The organism is Hymenobacter sedentarius, assembly GCF_001507645.1.
Taxonomy (GTDB): Bacteria; Bacteroidota; Bacteroidia; order Cytophagales; family Hymenobacteraceae; genus Hymenobacter; species Hymenobacter sedentarius.
This window is the reverse complement of the sequence record NZ_CP013909.1, coordinates 1,189,822-1,213,565: the sequence shown is the minus strand read 5'-3', so window position 1 is coordinate 1,213,565 and position 23,744 is coordinate 1,189,822. Positions and strand designations below refer to the sequence as shown.

Annotated in this window: 21 protein-coding genes; 10 read left to right on the top strand and 11 right to left on the bottom strand. The window is 60.4% G+C overall.

Features of this window, described 5'->3' with window-relative positions; translation table 11 throughout:
* Positions 1 to 41: 41 nt before the first annotated feature.
* Entirely contained in the window at positions 42 to 473 is a 432-nt protein-coding gene (locus AUC43_RS05125) for a hypothetical protein (protein WP_068190698.1), read from the bottom strand.
* Positions 474 to 631: 158 nt separating this feature from the next.
* Between AUC43_RS05125 and AUC43_RS05120 the strand changes: the two genes are divergently transcribed.
* A complete protein-coding gene (locus AUC43_RS05120) occupies positions 632 to 2,266 on the top strand; it encodes an NADP-dependent glyceraldehyde-3-phosphate dehydrogenase (RefSeq protein WP_068198250.1) in 1,635 nt (544 codons plus the stop codon).
* 259 nt (positions 2,267 to 2,525) lie between these two features.
* The gene (locus tag AUC43_RS05115; protein WP_068190696.1) at positions 2,526 to 4,574 is read left to right on the top strand and encodes a M13 family metallopeptidase; all 2,049 of its coding nucleotides are present in this window, start codon (positions 2,526 to 2,528) and stop codon (positions 4,572 to 4,574) included.
* A 40-nt stretch (positions 4,575 to 4,614) separates the two neighbouring features.
* On the opposite strand, the gene AUC43_RS05110 is transcribed toward AUC43_RS05115, so the two are convergent.
* The 4 genes from AUC43_RS05110 to AUC43_RS05095 all read right to left on the bottom strand — a co-directional run bounded on the left by AUC43_RS05110 (position 4,615) and on the right by AUC43_RS05095 (position 9,542).
* Positions 4,615 to 6,567, bottom strand: coding sequence for an ATP-binding protein (locus AUC43_RS05110; protein ID WP_199243497.1), 1,953 nt, complete (start codon positions 6,565 to 6,567; stop codon positions 4,615 to 4,617).
* A gap of 177 nt (positions 6,568 to 6,744) precedes the next feature.
* On the bottom strand, positions 6,745 to 7,173 hold the full coding sequence (gene rpiB / locus AUC43_RS05105; protein WP_068190687.1) for a ribose 5-phosphate isomerase B: 429 nt from the start codon (positions 7,171 to 7,173) through the stop codon (positions 6,745 to 6,747).
* Positions 7,174 to 7,251: 78 nt separating this feature from the next.
* Positions 7,252 to 8,106: a twin-arginine translocase subunit TatC gene (tatC, locus tag AUC43_RS05100; protein WP_317206802.1), complete on the bottom strand. Its 855-nt coding sequence runs from the start codon at positions 8,104 to 8,106 to the stop codon at positions 7,252 to 7,254.
* Between the two features lie 143 nt (positions 8,107 to 8,249).
* Positions 8,250 to 9,542: a serine hydroxymethyltransferase gene (locus AUC43_RS05095; RefSeq protein ID WP_068190680.1), complete on the bottom strand. Its 1,293-nt coding sequence runs from the start codon at positions 9,540 to 9,542 to the stop codon at positions 8,250 to 8,252.
* Between the two features lie 146 nt (positions 9,543 to 9,688).
* On the opposite strand from AUC43_RS05095, the gene AUC43_RS05090 reads away from it, so the two are divergent.
* Positions 9,689 to 10,177 (top strand): hypothetical protein, encoded by a 489-nt coding sequence (locus tag AUC43_RS05090; RefSeq protein ID WP_068190679.1) that lies wholly within the window; start codon positions 9,689 to 9,691, stop codon positions 10,175 to 10,177.
* Positions 10,174 to 10,986 (top strand): hypothetical protein, encoded by an 813-nt coding sequence (locus AUC43_RS05085; protein ID WP_157780935.1) that lies wholly within the window; start codon positions 10,174 to 10,176, stop codon positions 10,984 to 10,986. The genes AUC43_RS05090 and AUC43_RS05085 overlap by 4 nt, the downstream gene beginning before the upstream one ends.
* A gap of 168 nt (positions 10,987 to 11,154) precedes the next feature.
* Here the strand turns inward: AUC43_RS05085 and AUC43_RS05080 are convergent, their stop codons facing one another.
* The 4 genes from AUC43_RS05080 to AUC43_RS05065 form a co-directional block, all read right to left on the bottom strand.
* Positions 11,155 to 13,701 (bottom strand): T9SS type A sorting domain-containing protein, encoded by a 2,547-nt coding sequence (locus tag AUC43_RS05080; RefSeq protein WP_082684915.1) that lies wholly within the window; start codon positions 13,699 to 13,701, stop codon positions 11,155 to 11,157.
* 532 nt (positions 13,702 to 14,233) lie between these two features.
* Positions 14,234 to 14,965, bottom strand: coding sequence for a metallophosphoesterase family protein (locus AUC43_RS05075; protein WP_068190658.1), 732 nt, complete (start codon positions 14,963 to 14,965; stop codon positions 14,234 to 14,236).
* Positions 14,966 to 15,070: 105 nt separating this feature from the next.
* A complete protein-coding gene (locus AUC43_RS05070) occupies positions 15,071 to 15,295 on the bottom strand; it encodes a hypothetical protein (RefSeq protein WP_068190656.1) in 225 nt (74 codons plus the stop codon).
* A gap of 80 nt (positions 15,296 to 15,375) precedes the next feature.
* Positions 15,376 to 15,879 (bottom strand): hypothetical protein, encoded by a 504-nt coding sequence (locus AUC43_RS05065; RefSeq protein WP_068190653.1) that lies wholly within the window; start codon positions 15,877 to 15,879, stop codon positions 15,376 to 15,378.
* Between the two features lie 119 nt (positions 15,880 to 15,998).
* Between AUC43_RS05065 and AUC43_RS05060 the strand changes: the two genes are divergently transcribed.
* The 6 genes from AUC43_RS05060 to AUC43_RS05035 all read left to right on the top strand — a co-directional run bounded on the left by AUC43_RS05060 (position 15,999) and on the right by AUC43_RS05035 (position 20,485).
* Entirely contained in the window at positions 15,999 to 16,256 is a 258-nt protein-coding gene (locus AUC43_RS05060; protein WP_068190651.1) for a 4a-hydroxytetrahydrobiopterin dehydratase, read from the top strand.
* A gap of 148 nt (positions 16,257 to 16,404) precedes the next feature.
* A complete protein-coding gene (gene rsmI / locus AUC43_RS05055; RefSeq protein WP_068190649.1) occupies positions 16,405 to 17,166 on the top strand; it encodes a 16S rRNA (cytidine(1402)-2'-O)-methyltransferase in 762 nt (253 codons plus the stop codon).
* The gene (lnt, locus tag AUC43_RS05050) at positions 17,144 to 18,856 is read left to right on the top strand and encodes an apolipoprotein N-acyltransferase (protein ID WP_068190647.1); all 1,713 of its coding nucleotides are present in this window, start codon (positions 17,144 to 17,146) and stop codon (positions 18,854 to 18,856) included. Before rsmI ends, lnt begins: the two co-directional genes overlap by 23 nt.
* A gap of 57 nt (positions 18,857 to 18,913) precedes the next feature.
* Positions 18,914 to 19,717, top strand: a complete 804-nt coding sequence (locus tag AUC43_RS05045; protein WP_068190644.1) for an inositol monophosphatase family protein — start codon at positions 18,914 to 18,916, stop codon at positions 19,715 to 19,717.
* A gap of 66 nt (positions 19,718 to 19,783) precedes the next feature.
* On the top strand, positions 19,784 to 20,005 hold the full coding sequence (locus AUC43_RS05040) for a hypothetical protein (protein ID WP_068190640.1): 222 nt from the start codon (positions 19,784 to 19,786) through the stop codon (positions 20,003 to 20,005).
* 138 nt (positions 20,006 to 20,143) lie between these two features.
* Positions 20,144 to 20,485 carry a hypothetical protein gene (locus AUC43_RS05035; protein ID WP_068190637.1) on the top strand — a complete coding sequence of 114 codons (342 nt, stop codon included), beginning with the start codon at positions 20,144 to 20,146 and terminating at the stop codon, positions 20,483 to 20,485.
* 96 nt (positions 20,486 to 20,581) lie between these two features.
* On the opposite strand, the gene AUC43_RS05030 is transcribed toward AUC43_RS05035, so the two are convergent.
* A complete protein-coding gene (locus tag AUC43_RS05030; protein WP_068190635.1) occupies positions 20,582 to 21,604 on the bottom strand; it encodes an SPASM domain-containing protein in 1,023 nt (340 codons plus the stop codon).
* 185 nt (positions 21,605 to 21,789) lie between these two features.
* A complete protein-coding gene (locus AUC43_RS05025) occupies positions 21,790 to 23,550 on the bottom strand; it encodes a TlpA disulfide reductase family protein (RefSeq protein WP_157780934.1) in 1,761 nt (586 codons plus the stop codon).
* Between the last annotated feature and the right edge of the window lie 194 nt (positions 23,551 to 23,744).

Sequence of the window (23,744 nt, the reverse complement as noted above, 5' to 3'; positions counted from 1 at the left end):
GGCCTCGTTGGGGCTGGTCCTGCCGAAGAATGGCTTCCGCCTCAGCGGGCCAAAAGCCAGCCCAGGAGTACGGCCCGCGCCGTCCAGGCCAGCGTGCGCAACCAGTTGGTGCGGATGAGGCCATCGATGGCAATGTAGTCATAGCCTTGCGCCAGCCGGTTGTGAAAGGGCACCGAGATAAAGAACGTGGCCGCCCAAATCAGCCCCACCAGGCCCAGGCTCCACCAGCCCGCGCCGCCGGGCAGCGCACTGCGCCCCGCCCAGGTCAGCCAGATGGCCAGGCCCAGCTCAACCACCATGGGCACCAGCACCACGTAGCTCATGCGGCGGGTGTGGGCCGCGTGGAAAGCCGCCCAGCCGGCTTTGGGCACCTGCCCAAAGCCGGGGTAGTGCACTACCTGCACCGTCCAGATGAGGCCGGTGAGGTAGGCCGCAGCGGCGAAGTTGAGCAAAAGCAGGAGGCGGAGCGGCATGGTGCAAAAAAAGATTATGGCCTGAACATACGGCTTCTTTGCTCGTCAGTGGCACGCAAACGTTCCCGTAAATTCCCTTCCGAGAGCAGTCCGAAGCCCAACATTTCCGTTGGCCTTTGCTTGTGTGTAGGTTCGCACTACACACTGTTCTTTTGACCATGCTTGTAACCACCGAAAGCCTAACCGAACTTTTCCCGCCCGATGAGGCGGCCATTCCCGAAGCCTGGCGCCGGCCCGAACCCTTGCACCAGCGCCAGTACCTGCTCGATGGCGAGCTGCGCGAGTGGCACGGCCCCACGCAGGTGGTGCTCTCCCCCATTCAGCTGCGCGACTCCGACGGCGACCTCACGCCCATCGTCATCGGCTCGTACCCCTTGCTCGACGAGGCCGAAAGCCTCAAGGCCCTCGATGCCGCCGTGCGCGCCTACGACCACGGCCGCGGTGAGTGGCCCACCATGAGCGTGGCCGAGCGCATTGCGGCGGTGGAGAAGTTCACCCGCCTCATCGTGGCCCAGAAAAAGGAAATCGTGCAGCTGTTACTCTGGGAAATCGGCAAGTCGGCCGCCGATTCGGAGAAGGAATTCGACCGGACCGTCGACTACATCCGCAATACCATCGACGCCCTTAAGGACATCGACCGCGACTCGTCGCGCTTCACCATCGAGGAAGGCATCATCGGCCAGATTCGGCGCTCGCCGCTGGGCGTGGTGCTCTGTATGGGCCCGTTCAACTACCCGCTGAACGAAACGTTCTGCATGCTGATTCCGGCCCTGATTATGGGCAACACTGTGCTTTTCAAGCCCCCGAAACACGGCGCCCTGCTGCACTTCCCGCTGCTCAAGGCCTTCACCGAGGCCTTCCCCAAGGGCGTGGTGAACACGGTGTACGGCCGCGGCAACACCATCGTGCCGGCCCTGATGTCGTCGGGCAAGATTGATGTGCTGGGCCTCATCGGCAGCAGCCGCGTGGCCGACTCGCTCAAGAAGCTGCACCCCAAGTCCAACCGCCTGCGCGCCATTCTGGGGCTCGATGCCAAGAACGTGGCCATCATCATGGCCGATGCCGATTTGGACGTGGCCGTGAAGGAATCGGTGCTGGGCGCCCTGAGCTTCAACGGCCAGCGCTGCACCGCGCTCAAGCTGTTTTTCGTGCACGAGAGCATCGCTGAGGAATTTGTGCGGCGCATGGCTGAGGAAATCAACAAGCTCAAGCCCGGCATGCCCTGGGACGACAAAGTGAACATCACGCCCCTGCCCGAGCCGCAAAAGCCCGGCTACCTGGGCGAGTGCCTCGAGGATGCCCAGGGCAAAGGCGCGCGCATCATGAACGAAGGCGGCGGCATGTGCGCCGGCCCGCTGGTGTACCCCGCGCTGGTGTACCCCGTGAAGGACGGCATGAAACTCTGGCGCGAAGAGCAATTTGGCCCGGTGGTGCCGGTGGCGTCTTTCGCCCACGTCGACGAGGCCATTCAGTACATCATCGACTCCGACCACGGCCAGCAGGTGAGCATTTTCAGCAGCGAATCACAGGAAGTGGCCAACCTGGTGGACCAGCTGGTGAACCAGGTGAGCCGCGTGAACATCAACGCCCAGTGCCAGCGCGGGCCCGACACCTTCCCCTTCACCGGTCGCAAGGACTCGGCCGAGGGCACCTTGTCGGTGCACGATGCCCTGCGCTCGTTCAGCATTCGCACGGTGGTGGCCACCAAGCAGACCGACGCCAACAAGCACATTCTGAACGACATCGTGAACGAGCAGGAAAGCAATTTCCTGAGCACGCGGTTTATTCTGTAATAGCAGGCTGAACCGCAATGCTTCCAATCAGGCAGGCCTGTTGAGCTAAAAAAGAACGTCCTGCCGCACGCGGCAGGACGTTCTTTTTTAGCTCAACATTCTTAGTTAACCCCTGCGCTAATCAGCGCGCAGCGCTGGCCCGAAGCAACAACAATGCAACAGTTTAAGCCTAACATTGTCGTTGCAAACCGGCGCGCGCGAAAGCGGCGCGCCTCTTTGTTTCACCCTTCTTTATCCAGTCAACCTGCTGCATTCCTGCATGAAAAAACACCTGCTCCTTTTGCCGCTGCTCGCGGCATTTGTCACCGGCTGCCCGTCCAACTCCCTCAAAACGGCCAGCTCCGGCGACAAGCCCGACATCCTGCACGCCGCGCTGGATACCACCGTGCCCCCCGGCGACGACTTCTTCACTTACGCCAACGGCACGTGGCTGAAAAACAACCCCATTCCGGCTTCGGAAAGCAACATGGGCATCGGCAAGAAAGTCCAGGACGAGGTGTATGCCCGCCTGCGCCAGACCAGCATTGAGGCTGCTGGTGCCAACGCCGCCGCGGGTAGCAACCAACAGAAAATCGGCGATTTCTGGGCCGTTGGGCTGGATTCGGCGAAGGCCGACAAGCTGGGCGCCACGCCCATCAAGCCCGAGCTCGACCGCATTGCGGCCATGAAAACCGTGGCGGAGGTGCCGGGCGTCATTGCTCACGAAATTCCGCTGGGCGTGCGCGCACTCATCGGCCCGCGCGTGGGCCAGGACGACAAGAACAGCGACAAGATGGTATTGTACCTGCGCCAGTCGGGCCTGGGCCTGCCCAACCGCGACTACTACTTCAACACCGACTCGCGCACCAAAAACATCCGCGCCGAATACCTGAAGCACGTGGCCAACACCTTCAAGCTGCTGGGCCAGGATTCGACCACGGCCCAGGCCAACGCCGCCAAGGTAATGGCGCTGGAAACCACCCTGGCCAAATCCTCGCGCAAGCTCGAAGCCCTGCGCGACCCCTACGCCAACTACCACAAGATGAGCATCGCCCAGCTCAACAAGCTAACGCCCGGCATCGACTGGAAAACCTGGCTCGGCCAAATGGAATTTACCAACGTGGATACGGTGATTGTGGGCCAGCCCGAGTTTTACCAGACGGTGGGCCAGCTGCTCAAGACCAAGCCGGTAGACGACTGGAAGGCCTACCTGACCTGGCAGGTGGCCCGCACGTTTGCGCCCACCCTTAGCCGCCAGTTCGTGGATGAGAACTTCCACTTCTATGATACGGTGCTGCGCGGTGCTACCGCCATTCGCCCGCGCTGGAAGCGGGTGCTGGACATGCAGGAAAATGCCTTGGGCGATGCCCTCGGCCAGCTTTTCGTGAAAGAATACTTCAAGCCCGAAGCCAAAGCCCGGTACGACACCTTGGTGAAAAATGTGGTGGCTTCCTTTGCCGAGCACATCAAAAAAGTGGACTGGATGAGCGCCCCCACCAAAACGGTGGCCTTGGAGAAGCTCCACAAAATCACGCCGAAAGTGGGCTACCCCAATAAGTGGAAGGATTACTCCAACCTGAAAATTGACCGCAGTTCGCTGGCCGAAAACGTGATGCGCGCCAACCGCTGGCAGTTCAACTACCAGCAGAACAAGTTGGGCAAGCCCGTGGACCGCACCGAGTGGAACATGACCCCGCAGACCTACAACGCCTACTACAGCGGCTCGAACAACGAAATTGTGCTGCCTGCCGCCGCCTTCGCCATTCCCGGCCTGCTCGATGCCGACGCCGACGACGCGCTGGTGTACGGCTACGCCGGGGCGAGCACCATTGGCCACGAGCTCACCCACGGTTTCGACGACCACGGCAGCCAGTACGACGCCCACGGCAACCTGCACGAGTGGTGGAGCAAGGACGACCGCAAGCGCTTCAACCAGCGCGTGGACGGCATCGTGAAGCAGTTCAACGGCTACACCCTGCTCGACTCGCTGCACATCAACGGCAAGGCCACGGCCGGCGAGAACATTGCCGACCTGGGCGGCATCGTCATCGGCCTCGACGCCTTCAAGAAAACCAAGCAGTACAAGGAAGGCAAGAAAATCAACGGCCTCACGCCCGTGCAGCGCTACTTCCTGGGCTACGCCCTAGGCTGGCAGATGCACGTGCGCGACGAAAGCTTGGCCTCGCAGCTGCTCACCGACGTGCACTCGCCGGCCCAATACCGCGTGAACGGCCCCATGGCCGACGTGCCCGCGTTCTACGAAGCCTTTGGCATCAAGCCCGGCCAGAAGCTCTACCGCCCCGACTCCACCCGCGTGGTAATCTGGTAAAAAACCGCCCCCTAAGCCGGCCACTAAAAAAGCCCTTCCCCTAAAAGGAAGGGCTTTTTTTGGGCTTTAGCACCGGGGCTTCTTCCACTTTATCTGCTTTGCTTTTGGCCGCGGGCAGGCTCACCGTGACGTTGGTGCCCGCGCCGGGCCGGCTCTGAATGACCAGCGTGCCGCCGTGCCTGTGCACAAAGGCCCGGGACAGGGCCAGCCCCAGGCCCAGGCCGGTGGCGTGGGGCGTGGCCGTGGGCTCGGGCAGCGCCGGGCCGCTCATGAGCGCCGCCACGGTGGCCGCGCTCATGCCCGGGCCGGTATCGGTGCAGCTCAACAGCACCATTTGGGGGTCGTCGGGGTCGGGCGCGGCTTCCAGGTGCACGTGGCCACCGGCGGGCATAAACTTCAGGGCGTTGCCCACTAGGTTGCGCAGAATGGTGCGGGTCATGTTGCGGTCGGCCATCAGGCGCAGGCCGGCCGGGGCCGACATGGTGATGTGCTGCCAGCTGGCCGAAGCCGTGGTTTGGTACAGCGCCTGGCACTCGGCAAACAGCTCGGATACGGGCAAGGGCATGGGGCGGCAATCCAGCTCGCCGGTTTGGCTCACGGCCCAGTTCAGCACGTTGTCGAGCAGGTGGTTGAGGCTGTCGGCCGCCTGGCGCACCAGCGCCGGCAGGCGCGCCAGCCCGGCCTGGTCGTTTTGGGCGATGTAGGAATCAATGAGGCTGGTGACGCCCGCAAAGGCCGTGACGGGGCCGCGCAGGTCGTGGGCCACAATGGCGTAGAGCTTGTCTTTGGAAGCGGCCACGCTGTGCAGCTCCAGCGACGTTTTTTTCAGGTCCCGGTTTTTAGCCGCCAAGGCCGAGCGGTTGCGGCGTAGCTTGCGGTAGAGGTACACCGTAACCAGCAGGCCCAGGGCCAGCAGCACCACCACGGCCCCCAGAATGCGGCTGTGCCACACTTGCTCGTGGTGCTGCTGGGTAAGCAACTGCAGGCGCCGGGCCCGTTCCTGGGCTTCGTAGTTGACCTGGGCGGCCGCCAGGGTCTGAATGGTCTGGCGGTTGTTGATGGTGTCGTTCAGCTGCACGTAGCGCTGGTTCCACTCGTAGGCTTGCTGGTAGTTTTTCTGCTCCGCCGCCTCGGCCGACAACACGCTGTAGGCATCGAGCACCCGTTCCAGGTAGCCGCATTGCCGGGCCAGCTTCAGGGCTTCGCGCAAGGCCGCATCGGCGCGCTCCGGCTCCTGGTTCTGCACGTAATACAAGGCAAACATCACCAGTTGGTTGGCCTGGTTGCGCACGGCGTGTTGCCGCCGGCTGATGGCCAGCGCCTGCGTGAGCAACCGCTTCACCCGTCCCAGGTTGCCCACCTGCATCTGGTAATTGGCCAGGCTGGAAAGGTAGTTCGACTGCGCGGTGGAATCGCCTTCGCGCCGGGCCAGGGCCAGGGCCAGCGAATCGAAATGCATGGCCTGCGGGTACTGCTCGCGCAGGAAGAACAGGTTGCCCACGTGGCCCAACAGCTTCATGCGGGTGCGCGGCGTCACGTCGCGCCGCGAAACAAGCTGCAGCGCCTGCTGGTAGTGCCGCCAGGCCGAAGTGGAGTCGCGCCGGTCGTGGTAAATGCTGCCCTGCGCCGTGTACGTGCGGGCCAGGGCATCCACATCGTTCAGCCGACGGGCAATGGTTTGGGCCTCGGAGAGCAAGGTCAGGGCTTCCGGACCATTGGAGAGGTTGGCGTAGCAGCTGGCCAGGCACAGCAGGCTGTGCATCAGCCCTGGCCCTTGCCCTTCGGCTGGCAGGGTGCGCGCCAAGGCCACGGCCGCTTCGCCAAACGGCAGCGCGCGGGCGGGCTGCTCGTTGTGCAACAGGTAGCACAGGCGGTTCAGCAGGCGCAGCCGGGTGGTATCGGCCGGGTGGGCGGCCAGCTGCCGGCGAATGGCTTCGGTACCATCCGGCACGGGCTGTGCCGCCACCGCCCAGCCCGGAGACAATAACAGCAACAGCCCCAAGGCCGTCTGCCATATCCTCAAAAAGCTGGGCCTCTTACTCATTAGCTGCATAGTGCTAGCCAAAGATAAGCACAAGGCAACTAACATTCATGCTTAAATTCTATTCCAAATAAACCGTCCCAAGGGCTAAAACCAGAAGCCTTTTTGCCAAATCGGCGCAAGCAGCGCTCAGCTGTTTATTTTCGCCACGCGTTGCTGGTGCCGTCCGCCTTCAAAATCGGTTTTGAGAAAGGCCGATACAATTTCCTGAGCTTGCTCGTCGCTTACGTAGCGGGCCGGGACGCACAGCACGTTGGCGTTGTTGTGCTGCCGCGCCAGGGAGGCGAGCTCGGGCAGCCAGGCAATGGCGGCGCGCACGCCGGCGTGCTTATTGGCCGTGATGGCGACGCCATTGGCCGAGCCGCAGAGCAGAATCCCTTGGGGGTATTCGCCGTCTGCCACAGCCTCCGACAGCGGATGGGCCACGTCGGGGTAGTCCATCGAATCGGCGGAGTGGGTGCCGAAATCCTGAATTTCGTAGCCCTGGCCGCTTAGCCAGGTGCGGAGCATTTCCTTTTGGGCAAAGCCGGCGTGGTCGGACCCGAGTGCGATTTTCATGGTTGTAAGGGCAGTAAAGTGACGAGGCAAGGAAACAAGGGAGGGTGAGCGGCGGCCTGGGCCGGCCGCCCCGCGCGGCTACTCTTGTTTCAGCTTGGCGTTGAGCCGGGCAGTGTCGCCGCGGCGCACCACGCGGGCAATGTGAATGCTCAGCTCGTAGAGCAGCAAGATGGGAATGGTGACGATAATCTGGGCGGAGATATCGGGCGGGGTGATGACGGCGGCGATAATGAGGATAACCACAATGGCGTGCTTGCGGTACACCTGCATAATCTCGGCCGACACCAGCCCGGCTTTAGCCAGGAAAAACACTATCATCGGCAGCTCAAACACGAAGGCACACGAGATGCTCATGGTGGTGAGCGTGCTCAGGTAGCTCTGCATATCAATCTGGTTCTCAATGGTGGGGTCCACTACGTAGCCCGCCAAGAAGTTGATGCTCAGGGGTGCGGCAATGTAGTAGCCGAACAGCAGGCCCAGCATAAACAGCACCGACACGAAGAACACCGCCCCGCGCGAGTTCTGCCGCTCGTGCGGGTACAGGCCGGGCTTCACAAAGCGCCAGATTTCCCAGAACAGGTACGGAAACGCCAGCACAATGCCCACCATAAACGAGGTGCTGATGTGCATGGTGAGCTGCCCGCTCATCTCGCGGTTCTGAATCACAAACCCGATTTTATCGATGCACAAATCCGGGGCGTGCACCCACTGACCAAACTTGCAGAACATGCGGTACGTCCAGAAATCGGGCCGCGAAGGGCCCAGAATCAGGTCGTGGAACAGGAAGTCTTTGGCGAAAAAGGCACCGGTAGCAAACACTACTACCGAAATAGCCGCCCGGATGATGTGCCAACGCAACGCCTCCAGGTGGTCGATGAAGGACATTTCGTGCTGTTCGCCCAGCGGTTTTTGTTGTTGCGGTTGAGGTTGCACTAAGTGAGATGGTGAGATGGTGAACTGGTGAGCAGCGAGATGGTGGACCGGTAAGCGCGCCAACCCCGGCCTTAGCAAACGGCTTGGCAGCGACAGGGCCTAGAACTAGTGCACTCACCAGTTCACCATCTCACCATTTCACCTTAGGCAAAAAGCGGGTAGTCCTGCAGCCAGGTATTCACCCGCTGCCGCACCTGCCCGATGCGGGTGTCGTTGTCGTGGTGGGTCAGGGTTTCGTCAATCAGCTCCACAATGCGGACCATGTCGGTTTCGCCCAGGCCCCGGGTAGTTACGGCGGCCGAGCCGATGCGGATGCCGCTGGTCACAAACGGCGACTTGTCGTCGAAGGGCACCATGTTTTTGTTGATGGTGATATCGGCGCGCACCAGCGTGTTTTCGGCCAGCTTGCCGCTGATGCCTTTCGAGCGCAGGTCAATCAGCATGAGGTGGTTGTCGGTACCGCCCGAGATAATGTCGTAGCCCATGCCCATGAAGCTGGACGCCAGCACCTGGGCATTGCGGGCCACCTGCTGGGTGTAGGTCTTGAAATCGTCGTTCAGTGCCTCGCCAAACGCCACCGCTTTGGCGGCGATGACGTGCTCGAGCGGCCCACCCTGGGTGCCGGGGAACACAGCCCCGTCGAGCACGGCCGACATTTGGCGGATTTCGCCTTTGGGCGTTTTCATGCCGAAGGGATTCTCGAAGTCTTTGCCCAACATGATGAGGCCGCCGCGGGGGCCGCGCAGGGTTTTGTGGGTGGTGGTGGTCACGATGTGGCAGTGCTCAAACGGCGAGTTGAGCAGGCCCTTGGCAATCAGAGCCGAGGGGTGCGAAATGTCGGCCAGCAGCAGCGCGCCTACTTCGTCGGCAGCTTCGCGCAGGGCGGCGTAGTTCCAGTCGCGGGAGTAGGCCGAGGCCCCGCAGATTATCATCTTGGGCCGCTCGCGGCGGGCAATGTCCTTGATTTTCGACCAGTCGATGAGGCCGGTTTCTTTCTCTACGCCGTAGAAACTGGGCTGGTAGAGCTTGCCCGAGAAATTTACGGGCGAGCCGTGGGTAAGGTGGCCGCCGTGGCTCAGGTCGAAGCCCAGGATTTTGTCGCCGGGCTGCAGGCAGGCCAGCATCACGGCCGCGTTGGCCTGCGCCCCGGAGTGGGGCTGCACGTTGGCCCAGGCGACGCCAAACAGCTCTTTCACGCGGTCGATGGCCAACTGCTCCACCTGGTCCACGATTTCGCAGCCCCCGTAGTAGCGCTTGCCGGGCAGGCCCTCGGCGTACTTGTTGGTGAGCACGGAGCCTTGGGCGGCCATTACCTGTTCCGAAACGTAGTTCTCGGAGGCAATGAGCTCGAGGCCGTGGGTTTGGCGGGTTTTCTCCTGCGCGATGAGGTCGAAAACGGCGGTGTCGAGAAGGCGGGCGGGGGCGGCTGTTTGCATAACGCCAAAGGTAAGACGCGCCGGGGGATGCGGCTATTTGGTGGATTGGGGAAATAGCAGATTGCCGGTGAAGGCTCCCGCCCGGCCCGAAAATAACCTCATCTGCTATTTCCGTTGTTACTTGCCAGTGCCTTAGTTATTCAGTCATGTCTGCGCCTCTCGCCGAAACCCTTACCCAGCTGCGCGTCGGCAATCAGAAGTTCCTGATTGACTTTTACCAAAGCAGCCGGCACCTGTTTGCCCGCTGGGCCCAGCGCCAGCTGCGGCTGGCCGCGCCGCAGGCCCACGAGCTGCTGCAAGACACCCTGCTCGACTTCTACGACCAAGTAGCCGACGGCCGCCTCACGCTGATGCCTGCCGACCTGCGGGCCCACGTCTACGGCATGGCCCGGCTGCGCCTGGCGGCGCATGTGCCCGCCCACCAGCCCCTGCCGGCCGCCGAAGCCAGCCGCCGCCAGCGCCTGCTGGCCCAGTTCAACCAGCTCGGCCCGGATTGCCAGCAGGTGCTGACTTACTTTTACTTCCGTGGCTACCATTTCGAAATGATGGGGGGCAAAATGGGCTACGCGAATGCTACCGTGGCCCGCATCCAGAAAAGCGCATGCCTGCGCAAACTTTACGAGCTGTTGAAATGAGTCTACCGACTCCGTCTCCCGACCTGCGCCCTTATTTCGATGAGCTGGAACGCTTCGCCGACGGACAAATGCTGCCCGAGGAGCAGGAAGCCTTTGAGCTGCGGCTGGAGCAGGACGAGGCCCTGGCCGACGCCCACGCCGCCTACGAGCAGCTAACGGCCGACCTGCGGTGGGCCGCCGGCCACGACACCCTGCGCCTGCGCCTGCAGGCCCTCGACGAACGCATGAACCAGCGCGGCGATGCCCTGGAGCGCGCCCACCGCCTGGTGCAGCGCCGGCAGCGCCGCTGGGCCGTGCTTGGCACGCTAGGGCTGGTGCTCCTGCTGAGTGCGGGCATTGCCGCCTGGTACTTCAGCCGGCCCGACCCCGCCCGGCCCGCGCGCAACTGGGAAGCCTACTACCAGCCCGACCCCGGCCCCACCGTCACCACGGGCCTGCTGCACACCCGCCCCCTGCTCAGCGAGGCCCTGGACCAGTACCAGGCCGGCCACTACCCGGCGGCCCTGCACTCGCTCGGTCGCGTATCACCCGCCAAAGTGGGGGCCGATACACTGCTGTATTTGCGGGGGCTCATCCTCCTGCGCGGAGGCCAGGGCAACGCCGCCCAGCTCTACCTCCGGCGCGTGAGCGAGGAAGGCCGCGGCGAGCTAGCGCGCCGCGCCCGCTACCACTTGGGCATGGCTTACTGGCAAGCTCAGGAACGGGCGCAGGCCCTGGCTACGCTTCGCGCCGTGGCCGCCGATTCCCTTAGCCCTTACCGCGCCTCGGCGCAGAAGGTAGTAGCCGCCCGGGTATTGGAGAACGAGTAGCCAATTCTTTTCCGGGCCTTCTGCTACGGGCACATCCCAGGCAGCGCATTTGATGATATTCTTAGTCGCCAAGCGGCAGTAAAGTCAGCCCAACAAAAAAGCCCCGGCCGAATAACGGCGGGGCTTTTTTGTTGAGGATACGCCGCCGCCGGGGGGGGGCGCTGCACCTTATTCTTTTACCACACGCTGGCGCAACACCTGGCCATTTATCGTAGCGGTGAGAATGTAGCTACCCGCAGCGCAGTTGGGCTGCACCTGCCGCACGCCGCTAGCTACCTCTTGGCGCCACACCTCGCGGCCCATAATGTCGATAAGACGCAGGGTAGCGGTGGAAGCCGTTGGGCTGGTGAGGGCCACCGTGAAACCGGAGGCAAACTGAGTGGGATAAGCGGCAAACGAAGCCACTTGCGCATCAAAGTTGAGCTGCTGCGGGCCGTAGAAAGAGGCCGCTTCGTTCTGGTCAACCTGCCGCAGGCGATAGTAGCGGGCCCCGACTTTGCCTTCGGCGGCGTCCACAAACCGGTAGGCCTGGGCGGAATTGCTGTTGCCATTGCCCGCAGCCTCCACAAACCCAATTTGCTTAAAGCTTTTGCCATCCAAGGATACTTCGATGCCAAAGCCGCGGTTGTTGTGCTCCGAAGCCGTGGCCCAAGTGAGCACGGCATTGCGGCCCTGGCGTTCCGCCTGGAAAGCGGTGAGGCCTACCGGCAGTGGGTTGGTCACATCGCCCAGGGTCCAGCGTGCGGAAGCGAAGTTATCTATGCCATTAAGAACCGCGTAGCCAGCGCCCAGGCTGCTTACGCCCTTGTTCTGCCAAGGCGTAGAGCCGCTCAGCGACTTGAAAAACTTCAGGTTGGCAGAGGCAATGCCGTTCAGTTCGTGCGTGAAGTACATGAACGTCATGTTCACGTTCAAATCCGTGGTGACCTCCGTATCAATATCAAAGTACCGCAACACCCCTTCGCGACCATACACGCCTATAGGTGCCGTTCCTGTGATACGGGTAACATTAGTTAAGCCAGGCAGGGTGGATGCGGCAGCTGGCTGCATTAGCAAGCCTATGCCGCCGAAGTTTTCAATTTTATCGGCAACCGGGGTACGGCTCACGTCCACACGGCCTAATACATAAGACGTCTCCGTTTCGGTAAGATTGGCTAGGCTGGCAAGGTTTAGGGAATATCTGTTGGTGGTAGCAAGTACACCGCTCACCATCTGTACCCCGTCGTATACAGTAGCGTTTCCGGTAAAGGTTTTGGTGCTCGAACCGTTCACTTCCAAGTTAGAATAGCTGCCACCGCTTACTTTCTGGGTGCCTACTCCGGTCAGTAACACCTTGCCTGAGTAGCAGTTAAACTGACCTGTGTTTAGCATATTGCCCTTAATCTCCAAATTTCCTGCTGTTTGACCAAACGAACCCGCACCAATTAAGTCCCCGTTAATCAGAATGTAGCCTCCGGTATTGGTTAGGATACCGGTTATGGTTAGGTTACCCTGAACTTCTGTCAAGCCGCCTTCAACTGCCATCTTCTGACCAGTCTCAATAGTAAAGGGGCTCAACACCAGGGTGGCTCGGGTTTTAAGGTTCAGAACCCCACCCGTCCCCGCATTATTTAAGAGGGTAGCGGTATTCGTATTGAGTTCGATGCGGCCTGCAGCCATTTCTAAGGCGAACAACGATTGGTTACCCGCGCCCGTCAACTTAATGTTTCTGACGGTGTTTCCCGTCACCACGTTATTAAGTGTGGTGCTTAAGCCACAGTTCATTACAATACCCCGAAAATCTTGCGTACCGGCGTTGACCCAAGAACCGGTAGCACTTGGAGAGTCGCCACCGATAAAGTTATTGGTTACCGTTACGTCATTGGCACCGCTGCCAGCCTGAAAAGCAATGCCGGTTTGGGCCGTGGTTGGGGCCACGGCCAAGTTGTTATAAATGCTGTTGCCGCTGATGGTCCATTGGTCGCCATTACCCGCGGCGACCAGCACACCGGCATTCGAAAAGTCAAACAGTTCGTTGCCGCTCAATGTAAAAGCGTCATTTGTGCCGCCGCCTGCGTTAGCAGCATACACAAGGTTGGCTGGAATCAGCGCCGGGCCAGAATTTGCTATAAAGCTTTTGGTGAGCGAATTATTGTCGTTGCCAGTGCTCACGCCATCGCCTACTACCACTACCCCGCTGGTGAGCGAGCTGGTAGCGCCCAGTATCACTACTTCGCTTACCACGTTGTTAGAAGCATCGTCTTTGAACACCAAGGTAGACTTGGTCAGGTCTTGCTGGCGCAACGTGATGGCGCGCGTTTTTTGGGCACTGCTGCCGCTGTTTCCAATCAGCGAGGTGTAAGCGCTACCGCTCCCAAACGTAACGGTGCCGGTTATGGAAACAATCTCGTTTACAGCAGGGCGTATGGTAAGAGTATTTCCCACCGAACCGGTTTTATTTAGCAGCACATCCTCAGAGTAGCTGGGGTCTATAAGCTGCAACTCGTAAGGTTTGTTGAGCGTGGCTGGCACATCAGCCAAAGCCGCGCCGATGGTTGGGTAATCTGAGTTTTTGGAGGTGCCAACCGTCCAAGTTATTTTGGCTTGGGCATGCCCTGCCAGCGGCGACAGCAAGCCGAGAAATAATCCCAGCAGTTGCCAACGCTGCCGGGTCAATAGCGAAGCTGCTGGCAGCGACGCAGAAGTATTTATAGGATAAGGTAAGTTGTGTGTCATGGGGCAGAACTAAATGAGACGAAACGGAGCTAAATGATTTTGATGGCTACTTTTTTATGGGTTTGTATCGGGATAATTGTAAGGCCAACTTTGGTATTGGCTTCAGGCACAAGCATTCCCTTCCGGCGATACTCATACTAGTAAGTGAGCAGAGACCTGAATAATCTTTACTAGGTGCAGAGGTAGGGCAGAATATAATTTATCAAACCTATTGCCTACTCGTTTTAGACGCAATAGGCACCTCAATAAGCGCTTGTCATAGTACAATTTAATTGCTCTTTTATTCCTCCAATGCAATTGCTATCAAATAATCCTTCAATTTTATTTTCTACAAATGCATCATTTATATTGAATATTATATTTATTATAAATGACCAAATTAGCGGATACTATTTCCCATTAGCACTCTTGTTGACCAACTATTCAAGAGTACCCCCTAGCCGTTTGCAGGCTAGCCATTCGCCCTATGCAAAAGCCGCCGCAACTCATTTCGAGCAGCGGCGGCTTTGAGGCGCTTTACTGATTGTTGGTCTTAACGCTTGCCAATGGCGTAGGGCGGCTCACGGTTGGCGACCAAGGTCAACTCCCAGGTATCGAGGTCGAGGGCAGCCAGGTGCGCGAGCTCGGGGTTGTGCCGGTACACGCAGCCGGTATCCAGGCCCAGCACTTCGGGGCGGGCGCTGACCTTGGCGAGTACCTGGGCCGTGGGGTTGGGCACGTGCCCGTGCAAGAGGCGTTTGCCTTCGAGCCGCGAGGGGTCGAACACAAACTTCTTGATGTTGAGCATGCTGTCGTAATCGCGCCGCATTTCGGCGGGCGGAAGCGCGAAGTTGTAGCCGGCGTGCACCAGCACGAAGTCGTCCAGCTCAATTTCGTACGGCAGGGCCGCCAGCCACTCGAGGTAGCGCGCCGGGATATCGGCCATGCGCCGCACGCCAAAGCTGCGCAATGTGGGCAGGCGGCCGCGGGGTCCCAGCCAGTCCCAGCGCCAGCGGTGGCGGGACGAGTCGAGCAGGGCCTGGTCGTGGTTGCCCCGCAGGCAGTGCACGCGGTGGCCGGTGGCTTGCAGCTGCATGAGGTAGTCGAGCACGCCGCGACTGTCGGGGCCCTTGTTCACGTAGTCGCCCAGCAGGTACAGCTCGTCGTCGGGGGTCAGGCGGAGTTCTTCCTCCACGAGGTAGCGGAAGGTATGCAGGCAGCCGTGCAGGTCGGTGGTGGCGTAGCGGCGCACAGAGCGGGGGTTGGTAAAAAACAGAAACGTCATGTTGAGCCGGCCGAGGCGCCTCGCCGGAAAAGTAACGGATTACTCTTGCGGCAGCGCCGATTCGGCTGGCTCAACATGACGTGCTGGTTGTGAGACCGGGGCTTGCTAGTGCCCACCGCCGTAGGCCGGGCGGTCTAGCTCGGGCTTGTCGAGGTTGCGGTTGGGATGGCGCAGGCCGGCATCGATGGCTTCCTGCTCCAGGCGCGCCTGCATGGCCTCGTCTTGCTCCAGTGCGGGCAGGTCGCCGGTGCCTTTTGGCAAGCCCTCGCCCGCCGGAGCGCCTTTGTTTTCGCCGGATTGCTGGTTGGTGTTATTGCTTTTGTACGGCATGATAAGAGAAGGTTAGTAAGTGAAAACAGGAAAGGAATCGGGATTTTCGGGCTTCGTAACCGGTTATCAGCAGCCCAATGCTACTGGTCGATGGCCGTGTCGCTGGCGTTGGGGTCGTTCAGCTCGGCGTTGGTATCGGTACCGGTAATGGGCTGGATGGGGCGCGGCTCCATTTGGCCCATGCCCACGCGGGAGTTGGGGTTGCGCATTTCGTCCACGCCGGGGCGCAGGTCGTGCGCGTCGAGTTCGTCTAGCGGGCGGCCCGAGGGAATTATCGATTCTGTGTACTCGGAGTCAGCGGGCATGTCCTGGTTGGGCCGGTCGGGGCGGCCCTCGTCGGTGGAGCGCATGTTGTCGTGGGGCGGGCTCATGCGGTCGGCGGTTTCGTTCACCGACAAGGCGGTTTCGCCGCCCGCGCTGTCGGTGCCAAAGCCTTCTTTTCCGTCGCGGTTGCCAAAGCCGCCGCGGGCAGCTTCGTTCTTGGGCGGGTCAGCGTTGGGGATGTGGTGGCCGGCCTCCATTTCTTCATTGGTCGTGTCGTCATTGATGACGCGAATGGGGCGATTGTTAGGGTCGATGGCCATTGTTTTTGTTGGAGAGTTGATGAAGCGACTTAGAGTAAGGTGTACTTTAGTTTGGCCGTTTGGGTTGTGCTTCACGCGCCTGTCGCCCCGGCTCTGAATACGACAATTTCCTTACGTCTATGTGGACCGAAACCGACAACAGCCTCCGCCGCAGCTTTCGCTTTGCGGACTTCAAAACCGCCTTCGCGTTCCTCACCGAAGTAGCGGCCGAAGCCGAGCGGCTCGACCATCACCCGTGGTTCAGCAATGAATACAACGCCGTCGAATTTCGCCTCCGCAGCCACGACGCCGGCAACACGGTAACCAAGCGCGACCACCGCCTAGCTGCCGCCATTGATGCGGTAGCCGCCCGCTATGCGACATTGAATGAGGAATGAGTGGCGCTTCGCTTAATGGATAAGGAAGGAATAATAATGAGGAAGTCCCGACAGTTAGCTCAATTCCAATTCTTCATTCCTAATTCTTCATTCTTCATTAAGCGAAGCGTCATTCCTCCTCATTAAGCGCAGCGGCTACCTTTGCTTTATGCCCAACACGGTTCTTTACCTCGTGCCCACGCCTATCGGCAATCTGGAAGACATTACCCTGCGGGCCATCCGCATTCTGGGCGAAGTGGGCACGGTGCTTTGCGAAGACACCCGCACCAGCGGCCGCCTGATGCAGCACCTGGGCCTGAAGAAGCCCCTGCTTTCTTACCACCTGCACAACGAGCACCAGCAAGTGCCCCGGCTGCTCGAGCGCCTGGCCAAGGGCGAAACCATGGCCCTGATTTCGGATGCCGGCACGCCCGGAATTTCCGACCCCGGGTTTCTGTTGGTGCGCGAGTGCCTGGCGCAGGGCTTGGGCGTGGAGTGCCTGCCGGGCCCCACGGCGTTTGTCCCGGCGTTGCTCAAGTCGGGGTTTGGAGCTGAGCGGTTCACGTTTGAAGGCTTTTTGCCAGTGAAAAAAGGGCGGCAGACGCGCTTACGGGAGCTGGCGTCGGAAACCCGGACCATGATTTTTTACGAGTCGCCGCACCGCATCGTGAAGACGTTGGGCCAGCTGGCCGAGGTGCTCGGACCCGAGCGGCCAGCTTCCGTGAGCCGCGAATTGACCAAATTATTTGAAGAAACCGTAACCGGTACGCTGGCCAGCCTCGAGGCTGACTTTGCCGCCCGTACTACTATTAAAGGAGAAATTGTCGTTGTCGTCGAAGGAAATCTTGCCCCGCCCGTCCGCGAGCCCCGCCCTGGCCGCGAAGACCGATACCGCCGCGCCGACGGCGATGCCCCCGACAGCGAAGACTAGCCGGCTCCCGCGCCCGGCGGTGCTGGCCGTGCTCGGCGCCCTGCTGCTCTGGGGCGGCTGGCCGCCGCAGCCGTCGGCGCCGCTGTCGCTGCTGCTTTTCATTGGCTGGGTGCCATACCTGCTCATGGAGCGGCAGCTCACCCTGAAAGGTGCCAGCAAGCGGCGCGTGTTTGGCTACACGTATCTTTTTTTGGTGCTCTGGAATGCGCTAACCACATGGTGGGTAAGCTATGCGGAGCTCCCTGCCGGCATTGCCGCCGTGGTGCTCAACGCGCTGCTGCTGTGCCTGCCGCTCATGGCCTTCCGCCAAACCAAGAAGCGCCTGGGCAACCGCATCGGCTACCTGTCGCTGCCCATTTTCTGGATTGCCTTCGAGCAGTTGCACCTCACCTGGGACCTGACCTGGCCCTGGCTCACGCTGGGCAATGGCTTCGCGGCCGCGCCGCAGTGGGTGCAGTGGTACGAGTACACGGGCTTTCTGGGCGGCTCGGTGTGGGTATGGGCCGTGAATTTGCTGTTCTTTTTTGAACTGGTAAATCGCATTCCAAGATTGGGCTGGTCAGCCCCAACGGGTGGCACGGTTACCAAGGATGCGGCTGTCAACAGACCGATAATAGCGGGCCCGGCTATCCGGCGTGCGCCTTTCGCCTTTCCTGTATTGGCCATCATCATTCCCATCCTGCTGTCTTATTTTATTGGGGCAGCCTATAAAGAAAAAGGCCCCACGGCGGAGGTTATCGTGGTGCAGCCCAACCTTGACCCTTACGTGGAGAAGTTTGAAGGTGGCGCCAAATTCGTGCCTTACGAAGACCAGCTCACCCGGCTGCTGAGCTTGTCGGAGCAAAAGCTCACGCCCCAGACGCGCCTCGTGCTGTGGCCCGAAACGGCGCTGGAAGAGTCGTACTGGGAAAACACAATTGAGAGCAACCCCAAAATCCAGCGGGTGCGGCAGTGGCTAGCTCAGCACCCTGGAGTGGCGCTGCTCACGGGCATCACCACCATCAACTCGTACGCCAACAAAGACGCCGCCAGCGAAACCGCCCGCTACCGCGACGACCTAGGCTACTACGACATCTTCAACACCGGCGCGTACTTTGCCAACGCCACCGCGCCGATTGCCTTCTACCACAAGTCGCGCTTGGTGCCGGGCGTGGAGAAGATTCCGCCGGTGTTGGCCTCGGTCATTTCCCACATCGACCTCGGCGGCACCGTTGGCAGCGTCGGCAGCCAGCCCGAGCGCACCGTGTACCCTGCGCCTGCCAATGCCTCTGCGCTGCGCGTGGCGCCGGTTATCTGCTACGAATCCATTTACGGCGACTTCGTGGCCGAATACACCCGCAATGGCGCCACGCTGCTCGGCCTCATCACGAACGACGCCTGGTGGCACGACTCGCCCGGCTACCGCCAGTTGCTGCGCTACGGCGCCCTGCGCTGCATCGAAACGCGCCGCGACCTAGCCCGCTCGGCCAACACGGGCTTCACGGGCTTCATTACTCAGAAGGGAGAAATCACGCAGCTTGAGCCGGCCTGGATTCCGGCTGCCAGCCGCGGCACCGTGCACCTCAACGACGAGGTAACGTTTTACGCCCGGTATGGGGAGCTGATCGGGCGCAGCTCGCAAGTGCTGGCGGTGCTCCTGCTGGCAGTAGCGGTATGGGTAAGCTGGCAGAAAAAGCAGCTGTCCCGTTAAAAGGCCCACTCCCATGCTTGCTCGGCAGGCCTTTGAATTTCCCCTACAGCTCCACTTATGCCCACTGATTTCATTACGCTCTCCCTCGACCTTGCATCCCTGTGCCGCACCACTGCTCAGTTTATCCGCCAGGAAGCTGCGACGTTCGACCGCGGCAAAATTGAGCACAAAGGCGTGCACGACCTGGTGAGCTACGTGGACCAGGAAACCGAGCGCAAACTGGTGGCCGGCCTGCGCCAGCTGCTGCCTGAGGCGGGCTTCATCACCGAAGAAGGCACCGCCGGTCCGGACACTCACACCGAGGAATTTACCTGGATAATTGACCCGCTCGACGGCACCACCAACTTCGTGCACGGCCTGCCGGTCTATTCTATCAGCGTGGCGCTGCTGCACCGGAAAGAGCTGGTAATCGGCGTGGTGCACGAGGTAAACCGCGACGAGAGCTTCCGGGCCGTGCGCGGCAGCGGCGCCTTTTGCAACGACCTGCCCATCCGCGTCACCGACATTCCCGAGCTAAATAGCTCGCTCATTGCCACTGGCTTCCCCTACAAGGACTTTGGCCAGATGGGCACCTACTTGCAGGTGCTCGGCGCCTTTATGAGCCGCAGCCACGGCGTGCGCCGGCTTGGCTCCGCGGCCGTGGATTTGGCTTACGTGGCCGCTGGTCGGTACGAGGGCTTCTTCGAGTTCAACCTCAATTCCTACGACGTGGCGGCGGGCATTTTGCTGGTGCGCGAAGCGGGCGGGCACGTCACCCAGTTTCTGGAAGACGGCGACCCGCTGTTCGGCCGCGAAATTGTGGCCAGCAACGGCCATCTGCACGCCGAAATGCAGCAAACCATTCGCGAGTTTTGGCAGTAGCCCAAGCCGGTTTTAAAAGGCAGCCCGGCCGACAAACTATTCTCTTTCCAACGCAGTTTCTTTAGCATGCTCCTGCTCGCCCTCACCTCCGTCGAAATTCAGTATTTGCTGATTGCCGCTTTGTTTGTGGCAGCGGCTTTCTACGTGGGCCGGATTTTCTGGCGGGCGTTTTTCAGCAAGACGGCGGCCGGCTGCGCCAAAGGCTGCAGCGGCGCCTGCGGCACGCTCGACGTAGACCAGCTTCAGCGCACCATCGAAGCGCGCACCGCCGCCCAAGCGCACCGCTAATCGCCCGCGCGGCTTCGCCTGTATTTTCTTATGACGTAGATAACCCGCCCCCGCCCCGGCTGCGTATAGCCGACGCGGGGGCGGGCTGCGTTAGTGCGTTGCCGCCCCGTCTTTACTCTCCCCAAAACACTCACCGCCATGCAGGACAAAGAAGAAGAACGCTCACTCGTGAACGTTGAAAACAAACTGAACAAGGATGGCTTCACGCAGGATTTCAACGTTGTGGACGGCCGTCTGCAAACCATTGGCAACGACTCGAACAAGAGCTACGCCCCCGACGAAGTAACCATTGTCGATTTCTACCGCTTCGAGGGCGAGAGCAACCCCGATGACATGTCCATTCTCTACGCCATCGAAGCCAACGACGGCGTGAAAGGCACCATCTCTTCCGCCTACGGCGTCTACGCCGACACCGAAACCGACGAATTCCTTAAGCAAGTAGAAGACTTGGGCAAAAACCTGATGAAGGGCCACAAGTAGGTCATTTAACAGTTATCAATTAACATTTAACAGCCGTTCCGACGGGCCCATGTGGTCCTTCAGAACGGCTGTTAAATGTTAATTGATAAATGAAACTCACCCCCAGACTTTGGTGCCTTCCGAGCAGTTGCGGCACATCTCAATCTGGTCACGGCCTTTGAGCAGGCTGCCGCGAAACTGCTGGTACTTGGGGCCGCGCCAGAGCTGGCGGAAGGTTTCGGTCTTGAGGTCGCCCTGGCGGTATTCCGCGTCTTTGTCGAAGCAGCAGGGCACTACTAAACCATCCCAGGTGATAACGCAGGAGTGCCACATCTTCCAGCAGTGGTCCACCAACTTGTTTTTCAGGCTCCAGCTGCCGTTGGCGTTGTTCTGGTAGCGCGAGTAGTAGTCGATGGTGGGGATGAGCGGCGAGCCGTGCTCGTGGTCGTAAATCTGCGCGGTTTTAAACCAGACGTCGTCCACGCCCATGGCATCGGCTAGCTGCTTGGCGTCGTCAATCTGGTGCTCGTTGGGCCGCACCACCAGGAACTGGAAGATGATGCGCGGCGTACTCGACTTCAGCTCCTTGCGCCACTTCACGATGTTGCGCGTGCCCTCCAGCACCTTCTCGAGCTTGCCGCCTACGCGATACTGCTGGTACACTTCCTGGGTGGTGCCATCAAGCGAGATGATGAGGCGGTCCAGGCCGCTTTCCACGGTGCGGCGGGCGTTCTGGTCGTTGAGGTAGTGGGCGTTGGTGCTGGTGGCGGTGTAGATGCCCTTATCGGCCGCGTACTTCACCAGGTCCAGAAACTGCGGGTGCAAGTACGGCTCGCCTTGAAAGTAGAAAATGAGGTACCACAGCCGGCTGGCCACTTCGTCAATCGTCTTCTTAAACAAATCGGCCGGCAGCATGCCCGTGGGCCGCGTAAAGGAGCGCAGCCCGCTGGGGCACTCCGGACAGCGCAGGTTGCAGCTGGTGGTGGGCTCAAAGCTGAGCGCCATGGGCAGCCCCGCGAGCCGGGCCTTGCCCGTGATTTTACTCAGGATGTAAGAGCCCACGATTTGGGTAGCGTTCCAGATGCGGAGCGGCGTGGCTTTGGACAGAACGTTAACGCCGTCGGCGAAGGGGAAGGGCATAAGAAGCGCGGTAGCTCGGGCGTAACGAATAGAAGAAAGATAGGTTGGGCTAAAAATACGTCATCCTGAGCGCGGGGTAGGTCCTTATCCGGGTAGCGCCAGGTGGAGAGGGGACCACCTAAACAATACCAACGGGATAAGGTCTTTCCCTGCACTCAGGATGACCAATAATTTATTGCGGGCGGCTATTTTTTCGTAGAAGGGAAATCGATGGCGCTGGTGTAAGTGCTGGCTTTGCCAAACGACTGGTTGATTTCGTCGATGGCCGCGCGGCTGCTAAGGCGCTTGGGCTTGGTGTTGAGGAACGTACCGTCTTCTCCGACCAGCATGTAAGTCGGCACCTCCTGCAGTGCGTAGGCTTGGGCCACGGGCGAACGCAGGCCCCCGCCGGGCACGCGCACCTGCACGCCGGGGAGTTTTTTCACGGTCACGAGCTGGCGCCAGGCTTGCTCGTTTTCATCCAGGGCGATGTTGATGAAGGTGATGTTCTTGCCTTCAAACCGACGAATCAGGTCCTGTGCGTAAGCCAGGTCGCGCAGGCACAAGCCGTTGGTGGTCTTCCAAAAATTGAGGTACACCAGCTTGCCGGCAAAATCGTGCAGGTTTACCGTGTCGCCGTTGGCCGTGGGCAGCTTGAAATCGGGCGCGGGCGCCCCAATCGCAAAGTCCTTGTGCCGGTCAAAGTCAAATTGCAGCGTGGGGTAGTACTGGTTCTTGGGGTCGTAGGTCTGGAAGTCGGCCAGCATGGCCGCCGACTGCTTCACGTGCCCAAACCGGAAGGACTCTTGCAAAATGCGCCCCAGGATAATGGCCCGCGTGGGGCCGGTGAGCTTCTTGCTGGCCAGCGCGTAAGACGCCGGGTAGAAATCGGGGTCGGTACGCAGGTGCTTTTCCTGGGCCACAGCAAAATGCACGTAGTTCAGCAGGAATTCGTGGTACAGCTCGCTCTGGGCCGCGTTGGGTTCGTTGAGCAGGCCGGGCTCCCGCAGGAAGTTGTAGTAGTCGGGGGCCATCTTCAGGCGGCCTTCGGTGTTCACCACCTGCTCGCGCAGGTCCTGAAACGTCAGTCGGTCGTTGGCATAGGCGTACACCACTTCCGCGTGGGCGTAGTTGTAGAACTCCTGCGTAAACGACTGCTTGGCCGCGTGGTCTTCCAAAAACTCAAACTCGTGCTTGCGGCGGTATTCCAGGAACGACAGAAACGGGGCTTCGTAGAGCTGGATGTTGTCCGGGAGCACCTGAAAACCATCGTTTTCGACGAACTGCGCATCCGCTTCCACTAGGTAGTTGTTTGCATTGGCCGCTTGCTGGCGGTGGCGCTGCTCGTCGTTTAGGTTCGAGCGGTTGCGGAGCTTGGTGGTAAAGCCCGTAGGCACATCGTTGGCCTTGAATCTCAACGTGCTCGACATGTCATTGCCCTTGAAGCGCACGTCCATGTCGGTGCCGGGGTCTAGAAACAGCGGCGCCACGTCGTCGCCGTACACCAGGTCGGCTTTGGTTGCGCCGCTTACCGGCACCACCAGCTTAAACTCGCCTTTTTCGTTTACGGCCGTCCGAATCAGCTTCTCCTTGGGGTCGAGCGGGTTTTCCCGCAGCGAAACGGCCACGGTATCGGTGGTAGGTCCGCTCACGCGGCCCGTGAGGATTGCCTTGCCTGTTGGTACAGGCGGCGCCGGAGCTACTGCCGGTTTGGTTGGTACTGCGGCTGCGGCCGCTGCCGGAGCGGGCTTGCCTTGTACAGCTGCCGGGGCGGGAGCCGCCTTACCGGGAACCACACTTATCGCGGGAACGGCCTTGCTCGGCGCCGGGCTGGCAACCGGCGCCGGCTTCTTCTGTGCGGGAACCGCCGCTGGAGCAGGCTTGCTCTGCCCATGGCTCAGCACCGGCGCCAGCAGCAGCGCCGTGCCCAGCAGGCAGCGCACACAGGTGACAAAGGATGACATCATATCACGAAAAACTAGCGGCCGACGACCACCACGGAACGCCAAAAACCAACCAAAAAAAATACAACGATTACCGGCCTTATCTATGAATTCGCGGTAAAAGCATATCAGCAATCCGAAGATAAGGCTTTTCGATTTATAAAATACAAATCTGGCATTTGTCATTTATTAGCGGCCGTGCCTGGGCCAGTTTTGGC

Excerpts from the sequence above, each read along its gene's own strand:
- AUC43_RS05125 (WP_068190698.1), bottom strand. The coding sequence starts at position 473 with ATGCCGCTCCGCCTCCTGCTTTTGCTCAACTTCGCCGCTGCGGCCTAC.
- AUC43_RS05120 (WP_068198250.1), top strand. The coding sequence starts at position 632 with ATGCTTGTAACCACCGAAAGCCTAACCGAACTTTTCCCGCCCGATGAG.
- AUC43_RS05115 (WP_068190696.1), top strand. The coding sequence starts at position 2,526 with ATGAAAAAACACCTGCTCCTTTTGCCGCTGCTCGCGGCATTTGTCACC.
- rpiB (WP_068190687.1), bottom strand. The coding sequence starts at position 7,173 with ATGAAAATCGCACTCGGGTCCGACCACGCCGGCTTTGCCCAAAAGGAA.
- AUC43_RS05095 (WP_068190680.1), bottom strand. The coding sequence starts at position 9,542 with ATGCAAACAGCCGCCCCCGCCCGCCTTCTCGACACCGCCGTTTTCGAC.
- AUC43_RS05090 (WP_068190679.1), top strand. The coding sequence starts at position 9,689 with ATGTCTGCGCCTCTCGCCGAAACCCTTACCCAGCTGCGCGTCGGCAAT.
- AUC43_RS05085 (WP_157780935.1), top strand. The coding sequence starts at position 10,174 with ATGAGTCTACCGACTCCGTCTCCCGACCTGCGCCCTTATTTCGATGAG.
- AUC43_RS05080 (WP_082684915.1), bottom strand. The coding sequence starts at position 13,701 with ATGACACACAACTTACCTTATCCTATAAATACTTCTGCGTCGCTGCCA.
- AUC43_RS05075 (WP_068190658.1), bottom strand. The coding sequence starts at position 14,965 with ATGACGTTTCTGTTTTTTACCAACCCCCGCTCTGTGCGCCGCTACGCC.
- AUC43_RS05070 (WP_068190656.1), bottom strand. The coding sequence starts at position 15,295 with ATGCCGTACAAAAGCAATAACACCAACCAGCAATCCGGCGAAAACAAA.
- AUC43_RS05065 (WP_068190653.1), bottom strand. The coding sequence starts at position 15,879 with ATGGCCATCGACCCTAACAATCGCCCCATTCGCGTCATCAATGACGAC.
- AUC43_RS05060 (WP_068190651.1), top strand. The coding sequence starts at position 15,999 with ATGTGGACCGAAACCGACAACAGCCTCCGCCGCAGCTTTCGCTTTGCG.
- rsmI (WP_068190649.1), top strand. The coding sequence starts at position 16,405 with ATGCCCAACACGGTTCTTTACCTCGTGCCCACGCCTATCGGCAATCTG.
- lnt (WP_068190647.1), top strand. The coding sequence starts at position 17,144 with ATGCCCCCGACAGCGAAGACTAGCCGGCTCCCGCGCCCGGCGGTGCTG.
- AUC43_RS05045 (WP_068190644.1), top strand. The coding sequence starts at position 18,914 with ATGCCCACTGATTTCATTACGCTCTCCCTCGACCTTGCATCCCTGTGC.
- AUC43_RS05040 (WP_068190640.1), top strand. The coding sequence starts at position 19,784 with ATGCTCCTGCTCGCCCTCACCTCCGTCGAAATTCAGTATTTGCTGATT.
- AUC43_RS05035 (WP_068190637.1), top strand. The coding sequence starts at position 20,144 with ATGCAGGACAAAGAAGAAGAACGCTCACTCGTGAACGTTGAAAACAAA.
- AUC43_RS05030 (WP_068190635.1), bottom strand. The coding sequence starts at position 21,604 with ATGCCCTTCCCCTTCGCCGACGGCGTTAACGTTCTGTCCAAAGCCACG.
- AUC43_RS05025 (WP_157780934.1), bottom strand. The coding sequence starts at position 23,550 with ATGATGTCATCCTTTGTCACCTGTGTGCGCTGCCTGCTGGGCACGGCG.